We start from the raw sequence: 7,755 nt of genomic DNA, 5'->3' as shown, positions 1-7,755 counted from the left end.
TCCGGAGCTTATTTTGGACAGCCATGAAAATATGGACCGGTATGCAGAAAAAGGCACAGTGCAGGCGATCTTGTTTAATCTGGGCTATCTTCCAGGTGGGGACCACAGGATTGCCACGAGGCCGAACAGTACGATACAGGCTGTTAGAGTGGGACTTGAGCTTTTGAAACCGGGAGGAATTATCAGTGTTTGTGTGTATAGTGGAGGAGATACCGGCTTTGCGGAGAAAGAAGAAGTTCTTCAATACTTAAGGCAGCTGGATGACAGGAGATATATTGTTATTAAACAGGACTTCTATAATAAACAGAATCATCCTCCGCTTCCGGTACTTATTTTGAAACTGGGATTTTGATTTTCTGCGGTATTTGAAAGATGGAGGAATATTTTATGAAAAGAACTGAGGGAGAGAACGGTGCGTTCCATATAGACGGACAGGCGTTTTATGATGCGATCGTCAGCAGTACTGAAGATTATATCTATATCATAGATATGACAACCGATATGGCTCTGATTTCCGATAATATGCTGCAGGATTTTGATCTGCCGGGAAGGCTCGTACCCGGGCTTGTTCCCGTGTGGGGCAAACTGGTACATAACAAAGATAAAAAACGATATTTCGACTCTGTGGATGATATGCTCAGAGGGATGACGGATATACATAATGTAGAGTATCAGGTAAAAAACAGAGATAATGAATATGTATGGGTTGTATGCCGCGGACTGTTAAAGAGAGACCAGAATCAAAATCCGCTCTCCTTTGCAGGTGTGGTGACTCCGATCGGCAGCAAAGGAAAGATTGACCGCACCACAGGGCTGTTCACCCAGGAAAAGTGCAGGGAACGGATAGAATTTCTGCTGAACCAGGGAAGCGCCAGGGGAGGGCTTTTGCTGTTAGGGCTGGACGATTTTAAACAGATCAATAATCTGAAAGACCATACTTTTGGAGATCTGGTGCTTCGGCAGATGGCACAGAATATACAGCAGATGCTGCCTTCTAAGACTGAGATTTTCCGGTTCGACGGTGATGAATTTGCAGTTGTCTGTCCGGAAGCATCATTAGAGGAGATCGAAGAATTATATCGGTCTATTCATACATATGCCAACTGTGAACATGAGATTGACAGAATTTCTTATTTCTGTTCTGTTTCGGGAGGGATATCCATCATAGGAAAAGACGCGGATAACTATTTAGATCTGCTCAAATTTGCAGCAAGCGCTTTGGATGCATCCAAGAAGCGGGGAAAAAATACTTGTACTGTGTTTTCACCGGATCTTTTACAGTCAGAATTGAGATTAATGGAATTAAACAGGCAGCTTCAGCGCTGTGTAAGAGATGGAATGCAGGGGTTTACATTGGTTTACCAGCCGCTTGTCAGAGCTGACGGACTTGGACTTACCGGGGCTGAAGCCCTGCTCCGCTGGTCCTGTCCTGACACCGAAGATGCGGGCCCTGCTCAGTTTATACCTCTCCTTGAAAACAGCGGGCTGATGATAGAAGCAGGAAAATGGATTTTGGATCAGGCATTCTCTGTATGTAAACGATGGCTGCTTTACTGTCCTGATTTTATTATGCATATCAATGTCTCCTACCTTCAGTTTATAGATAAAGATTTTGTTCCGACAGTGGTGCTGCTGCTGGAAAAATATCATCTGGACGCGCAGCACATTGTACTGGAACTTACCGAGAGCTACTTTGTGACCGATATGCCGGCACTGAAAGAAACCCTCCAAAGACTCAGGCAGCTTCATATCCGGATCGCCATGGATGATTTCGGAACGGGATATTCCTCACTGGGAATGTTGTCCCAGACTCCCGCAGATATTGTAAAGATTGACAGGGTCTTTATTTCCTTTATTAATGACCGGGATCATGTATTTAATCATTCTTTTATCGGGGCGGTCATAAAGCTGTGCCACAGTGTAGGAATTGCTGTATGTGTGGAAGGAGTTGAGCATCCGGGAGAACTGGAAGCAGTGTGTTCCCTGGAAGCAGACAGTATACAGGGATTTTATATCTCAAAACCGATCCCGGCGGATCAGTTTGAGGAGAAATATTGGAAAAGGGACGGGAGGCAGTGAATATGACGTCGATAGACCAGACAGAAGACAAGTATGTAAAGCTTATTTACCGGCGCATTATTATCCTGGCTTCTGCGGCGCACTTTTCTTATATCGTTATATTTGCACTCACCGGTGTATATCCTCTTGCTGTATACAATATCGCAAGTGTGTGCTTTTATCTTGCTATGGGGCAGAGCGTGGAAAGAGGATACTACCGCATGGCGGTAACATGTGTGCACTTTGAGGTCTGTGTGTTTGCTGTGGTCTGTACATTGTCTGCGGGATGGGATATTGGAATTTCTCCTTATCTGATTGCCATGACTTCCCTGACTTATTTTTGCCCCTTCAAACATAAATATGTGCCTTATCTTTTCGCGGGATTTGAGATCTGCGTATTCCTTGCGCTGAGATTATATACTGGATTCGCCTGCCCTGATTTTTTGGCAGTTTCTGAAAAAGAGGCACTGTGGATCTTAATTTTCAGTATCTGTGCCTGTTTTACGATTATTTTATATGCGGCTGTTTCTTCGAAGCTGTCTGCCGCTGTCAGCCGGCAGGAACTGCAGGATGAAAACCGCAGCCTGTCGACGCTTGCGAACTATGACCAGCTCACCGGCCTGCTGAGCCGGCATGCTTTCCTAAAAAGGGCGGAACATTGTCAGGCATCCTCTGCAGTGCTGGTACTGAGCGATATTGATGATTTTAAGGTTGTCAACGACACATGGGGACATTCCTGCGGAGATAAGATTCTGAGTGAAACAGCAGAACTTATCCGTTCTTTCCTGGGAGGAAACGTGGATGTCTGCCGGTGGGGAGGAGAAGAGTTTGTCTTTCTTTTCCGGGACACGCCGCTGAAGGATGTGCTCGTAAAGCTTCAGGAACTGTGTGATACGGTAGCCGGACATACTTTCTGCTGTGACGATAAAAAACTGCATATTACCATGACCTTCGGAGTCAGCCCTTCCGGAGAAGGAGCCTCACCCGAGGAGATCATTGCCCTGGCCGACAGACAGATGTACAAAGGCAAGACAGAAGGGAAGAACCGCGTCGTCTGCGGGAAATCATGAGACTGCGTGCGGTGCACGTCCGTCTGAAAGGCATGAATTACGGTGTGCCCTGTGGGTATATTTTGGTTTTACATTTCATATAGTATTAATTGTATGACATTTTCCACATAATTTCCGTTCGGCTCTTAGAATGCCTCACTCCAATCATGTAGAAAATGGACATAATGGCTACTGGAAAGGTATTCTTCGAATAAAATGGGCTATTCAATGTAAGATTTTTTATTCATTAGCCTTCTCCAGAAGAAACTATGTCCATTTTGACCAGTTTGGAGGCAATTGCATTCGAAAATCTTACATCTCTGAGACAGCAAGCCGGAAAACTGGTCAAAATGACATACAAAAAGAGCCGCATTCACTGCGGCTCCCATTTCAATATGCAATCATATTTTTACCTTATAACTTTATCATAAAAGTCATAAAACTTTAATATCCTCAAAAATGTAATGCGGTCTCTGATATACGGCGCGATTTTGGCCGTCTTTTCTCTCATTGATAAATCAAAGCCAAGATCCTGAAGACCAGCAGTTCCGTTCACTTTCCGAAGCATTTCTTCTATTTCTTCCGGCTTCGGAATTTCTTCGATTATCGCAGTGATTTCTTTTGTCTTCTGCTTTAATACTGCTGGATCTATCGTATCCAGAAGATTCGGATCATTGGTTTTTTTAATATTTTCACAGAGTTCTTTGTTCGTAAATATACGTTCAATCAGATCTGTCTCCACATCCACAGATTCTTTGATCTCAAACTTACCCTGTCTTAAATAATCAGCCGCCTTATGGTATATATCGCTGGCCAAAACAAGCCCAACTCCGACTTTTTCTCCGTGATACGCACTGATTTCCTCATTGATAACTGCCATTTCCCAAAAATGTGCCATATGATGCTCCGAACCGGATGCCGGACGGGAATTCCCTGTCATCTGCATGGCTAGGCCCGATAGAAGCAGCCCGTACATTAATTCTTCATATGCGGCAATTTCTCCTCGTATCAGCCCTTCCAATGATTTTTTCAAGTTATCCAAAGCTTCATACTCCATGCTGCAGATTCTGCTGCAGATAGATTCACCGTTTAAGAGATGTGTGATCTTCCAGTCTGCAAGCGCCGTATATTTTCCCAGAAGGTCCCCCACACCTGAGGCCGTCAGACGCATTGGTGCATGAGCGATTACGCGGCTGTCAGCGACTACAAGGATCGGTGAGACCGCAATCATACTTTTTTTAAACCCGTACCATGACATGGCGGCTACTGTGGAAACATATCCGTCTACACTGGCTGCCGTAGGCACGGAAATGAATGGAATCTGATCTTCATATGCATGATACCTTGTGAGATCATGGATGGTTCCGGAGCCAACTGCGATCAGGCAGTCGATGCCTTCCATCTGCTCCAATGCTTTCCGGACTTTATGTACACCGATCTCATTGGCATGGAGATTTTCAGGATTCAGTTTTATAACCTTGATCCCGCGGATGAGTCTCTCAACTTCTTTTCCCGCTGCCTCATATGTATGATCGTCACAGACCATTGCGAAATTGCGGTACTGGGTATAAGGATCTTTTTGTAAAAACTCCGGTATCCTTTGCAGTGCCCCCTGCTCCAGGATCATATCCTTCACCTTCAGCCGGTGCTCCTTCCCACAGGTACATTTTCCGGTAAATTCTTTCATATCTATTCTCATATGTTTCTCCCTTCTAAGAAAATAAAATCCGCTTTTCTTTATGATATATTTTGTTTAAAGGATCTTCAAGATCAGTTTGTTTCCTTTCTCCCATACCAAAACTTTACCAGCCGGAAAAGGAGCAGTATCCCAACTCCTTTGATCTGCCTCATAGCTGCACTCGTTTTTTCTCCCGTTAAACAGAAAAATGGAACGCCGTTTGAAGAAGCGTTCCATTTTCTATTATACTATTTTTCATTGTGGAGCAGTTTATGTTCCTTCCCTTTCAGAATTCCGTCATAAACGGTCGCCACAATCGGATTCTGGCTGGAAAGCTTGATCTGGGCCATCTTATCGATCTTATACAGACCCTCAACTCTCGCTTTCTTTGTCCTCGGCCCGATCGGCACAGGCTGGCCTCCTCCGGTAATGCATCCTCTCTTGCATGCCATGACTTCAACAAAGTCATAATAGATCTCTCCCGCATCCAATTTATCCAGTACCTCTGAGGCACATTTGAGACCATTGACTACCGCGATCTTTACGTCCCTGTCTCCCAGCTTAACGGAAGCTTCTTTGATCCCGTCCACGCCCCGGACACCGGTAAAACTGATGGCCTCCAGATCTTCTGCCCGGTCGCTGTTCATCAGACGGCGCAGGACAGCCTCTGTCACTCCTCCGGTCACACCAAAGATTGCTCCTGCCCCGGAAGAGATTCCAAACGGCATATCCAGAGCCTCCGGCTCTACCTGAGTAAGGTCTATCCCTGACTCCTGAATCATGCGGGATGCCTCGGTCGTTGTCAGAACATAGTCTACATTTTGTTCCCCTTCATTGAAATGTTCCGGCCTCGTGATTTCTGCTTTCTTTGCGGTACACGGCATGATCGATACGACCACAGTTTTCCTTGAGTCGTCTACCCCACCCATCCGTGCCTCTTCCTTGATCAGCGCTCCGAACATCTCCTGAGGAGAACGGCAGGTTGAAATATTTTTTCTGAACTGCGGATACCGGTTCTCACAAAATTTCACCCATGCAGGACAGCAGGAAGTGAATAACGGAAGATTATCACCGGATTCAAGCCGTTCTACCAGTTCTTTGGATTCTTCCATGACCGTTAAGTCTGCGCCGAAGTTTGTATCATAGACTTCATCAAATCCGATCCTTCTGAGTGCGGCTACAAGACGCCCCAGGACATTCTCTCCTTTCGGAATTCCGAACTTGTCTCCCACGGCTACGCGCACGGCGGGAGCAATCTGGACAACAACCCGTTTTTCCGGATCAGACAGCGCTTCCCAGACTCTTTCAATGTCCTGCTTGATCGTAATGGCTCCGGTAGGACAGACCGCACGGCACTGTCCGCATCCCACGCAGTCCGTCTGTGCCAGGTCTTTGTTAAAAGCCGTTGTCACCTGCATTTTTGACCCGCGGAATGCAAAGTCCAGGATTCCCATGCCCTGAATTTCATCGCAAGTCCTCACGCAGTCTCCGCATAAAATACATTTGTTAGGGTCTCGGATAATACATTCGGAAGACAAATCCTTCGGAAGCTGCTTTTTATTTTTCTCAAAGCGCACCTCCTTGATGCCCAGCTGTCTGGACAATTTCTGCAGGACACAGACACCGTTTTTCGTACAGGTCGTACAGTCTCTGCAGTGGGAGGCCAGCAAAAGCTCGATGATCATTTTTCTGTGATGCTTAAGCCTTGGGGTATTCGTATAGATTACCATCTTATCCCTTGGGGTCTCAGAGCAGGATGCAAAGATCCTTCCCCGGTCATCTTCCACCACACACATCCGGCATGCACCGTATGTGGAAAGTTCGGAATGATAGCAGAATGTAGGAAGATCGATCCCGGATTTTCGGATGACAGACAAAACATTTTTTTCATCTGTGAACTCTACCCTTCTGTTATTGATTGTCATATAACTCATCTTCTTCCCCTCCTACCCTTCAATATGGATCGCACCAAACGCACAGGCACTCTCACAAGCCCCGCACTTAATGCATTTATCATTGTCAATTACATACGGCTCTTTGATCCGTCCGCTGATGGCATCTGCCGGACAGTTCCTTGCACATTTGGAACATCCTTTGCAGCGTTCCGGGCTGATGATAAATCTTCTCAGGGCATTGCAGTTATGAGAAGCGCACTTCTTGTCAACCACATGCTCCACATACTCATCGCGGAACAGTTTTAAGGTACTCATGACAGGCAGGGCAGCACTTTTTCCCAGCCCGCAGAGCGCCGTCTCTGTGATCGTCGTGGCAAGTTCCTCTAAAAGATCCAGATCTTCAGGCTTCCCTTTTCCTTCTACGATCCGCTCAAGTATCTCCAGCATTCGCTTGGTTCCTTCCCGGCAGGGAACACATTTTCCGCAGCTTTCATTCTGGGTAAAGTTCATGAAAAACCGTGCCACTTCTACCATACAGGTGCTGTCATCCATGACAACAAGGCCTCCGGAACCGATCATGGCACCCATTTTTTTCAGGGAATCAAAGTCCAGATTTACATCCAGGTGCGGTGTGATCAGACATCCTCCGGACGGTCCTCCGATCTGTACCGCCTTGAATTCTCCGTCTCCCTTGATTCCTCCGCCGATGTCATAGATCACTTCCCGGAGCGTCGTTCCCATAGGCACCTCGATCAGGCCCGTGTGGTTGACACTGCCTGTCAGGGCAAACGCCTTGGTTCCGGGACTCTTTTCCGGTCCGATCCCTTTAAACCACTGTGCCCCTTCTGTGATGATCATCGGTACATTGGCGAACGTCTCTACATTATTCAGCACCGTCGGCTTTCCGAACAGTCCCTGTTCCACGGTTCTCGGCGGTTTTACACGGGGCATTCCCCGGTTGCCCTCGATGGATGCCGTCAGTGCGCTTCCCTCTCCGCAAACGAAAGCACCTGCTCCTTTATTGATATGTAAGTGGAAAGAAAAATCGGTTCCCAGGATATGATCTCCCAGAAGT

Annotated in this window: 6 protein-coding genes; 3 read left to right on the top strand and 3 right to left on the bottom strand. The window is 46.6% G+C overall.

The features are described from left to right. The 3 genes from QVP35_RS15130 to QVP35_RS15120 all read left to right on the top strand — a co-directional run. A partial coding sequence (locus tag QVP35_RS15130) for a tRNA (mnm(5)s(2)U34)-methyltransferase (protein WP_288187962.1) occupies positions 1-352 on the top strand: 352 nt, incomplete at its 5' end. 35 nt (positions 353-387) lie between these two features. Then, entirely contained in the window at positions 388-2,079 is a 1,692-nt protein-coding gene (locus QVP35_RS15125; protein WP_009289421.1) for a bifunctional diguanylate cyclase/phosphodiesterase, read from the top strand. A gap of 2 nt (positions 2,080-2,081) precedes the next feature. Beyond that, positions 2,082-3,128 carry a GGDEF domain-containing protein gene (locus tag QVP35_RS15120; protein ID WP_009289422.1) on the top strand — a complete coding sequence of 349 codons (1,047 nt, stop codon included), beginning with the start codon at positions 2,082-2,084 and terminating at the stop codon, positions 3,126-3,128. A gap of 388 nt (positions 3,129-3,516) precedes the next feature. On the opposite strand, the gene QVP35_RS15115 is transcribed toward QVP35_RS15120, so the two are convergent. The 3 genes from QVP35_RS15115 to QVP35_RS15105 form a co-directional block, all read right to left on the bottom strand. Continuing rightward, positions 3,517-4,806, bottom strand: coding sequence for a sn-glycerol-1-phosphate dehydrogenase (locus QVP35_RS15115; RefSeq protein WP_009289725.1), 1,290 nt, complete (start codon positions 4,804-4,806; stop codon positions 3,517-3,519). A gap of 227 nt (positions 4,807-5,033) precedes the next feature. Beyond that, positions 5,034-6,719, bottom strand: a complete 1,686-nt coding sequence (locus QVP35_RS15110; protein WP_009289726.1) for a [FeFe] hydrogenase, group A — start codon at positions 6,717-6,719, stop codon at positions 5,034-5,036. A gap of 12 nt (positions 6,720-6,731) precedes the next feature. Further along, on the bottom strand, positions 6,732-7,755 hold a 1,024-nt coding region (locus QVP35_RS15105), incomplete at its 5' end, for an NADH-ubiquinone oxidoreductase-F iron-sulfur binding region domain-containing protein (protein ID WP_288187961.1).

This window comes from Anaerostipes sp. CAG:276 (assembly GCF_000432215.1).
Classification (GTDB): Bacteria; Bacillota; Clostridia; order Lachnospirales; family Lachnospiraceae; genus Anaerostipes; species Anaerostipes caccae.
Note: the sequence above shows the minus strand (reverse complement) of the source record. Positions and strands in the feature narration are given on the sequence as shown.

Bases quoted from the DNA above. Each gene is read 5' to 3' on its own strand.
- QVP35_RS15120 (WP_009289422.1), top strand. From the start codon at position 2,082: ATGACGTCGATAGACCAGACAGAAGACAAGTATGTAAAGCTTATTTAC.
- QVP35_RS15110 (WP_009289726.1), bottom strand. From the start codon at position 6,719: ATGAGTTATATGACAATCAATAACAGAAGGGTAGAGTTCACAGATGAA.
- QVP35_RS15115 (WP_009289725.1), bottom strand. From the start codon at position 4,806: ATGAGAATAGATATGAAAGAATTTACCGGAAAATGTACCTGTGGGAAG.
- QVP35_RS15125 (WP_009289421.1), top strand. From the start codon at position 388: ATGAAAAGAACTGAGGGAGAGAACGGTGCGTTCCATATAGACGGACAG.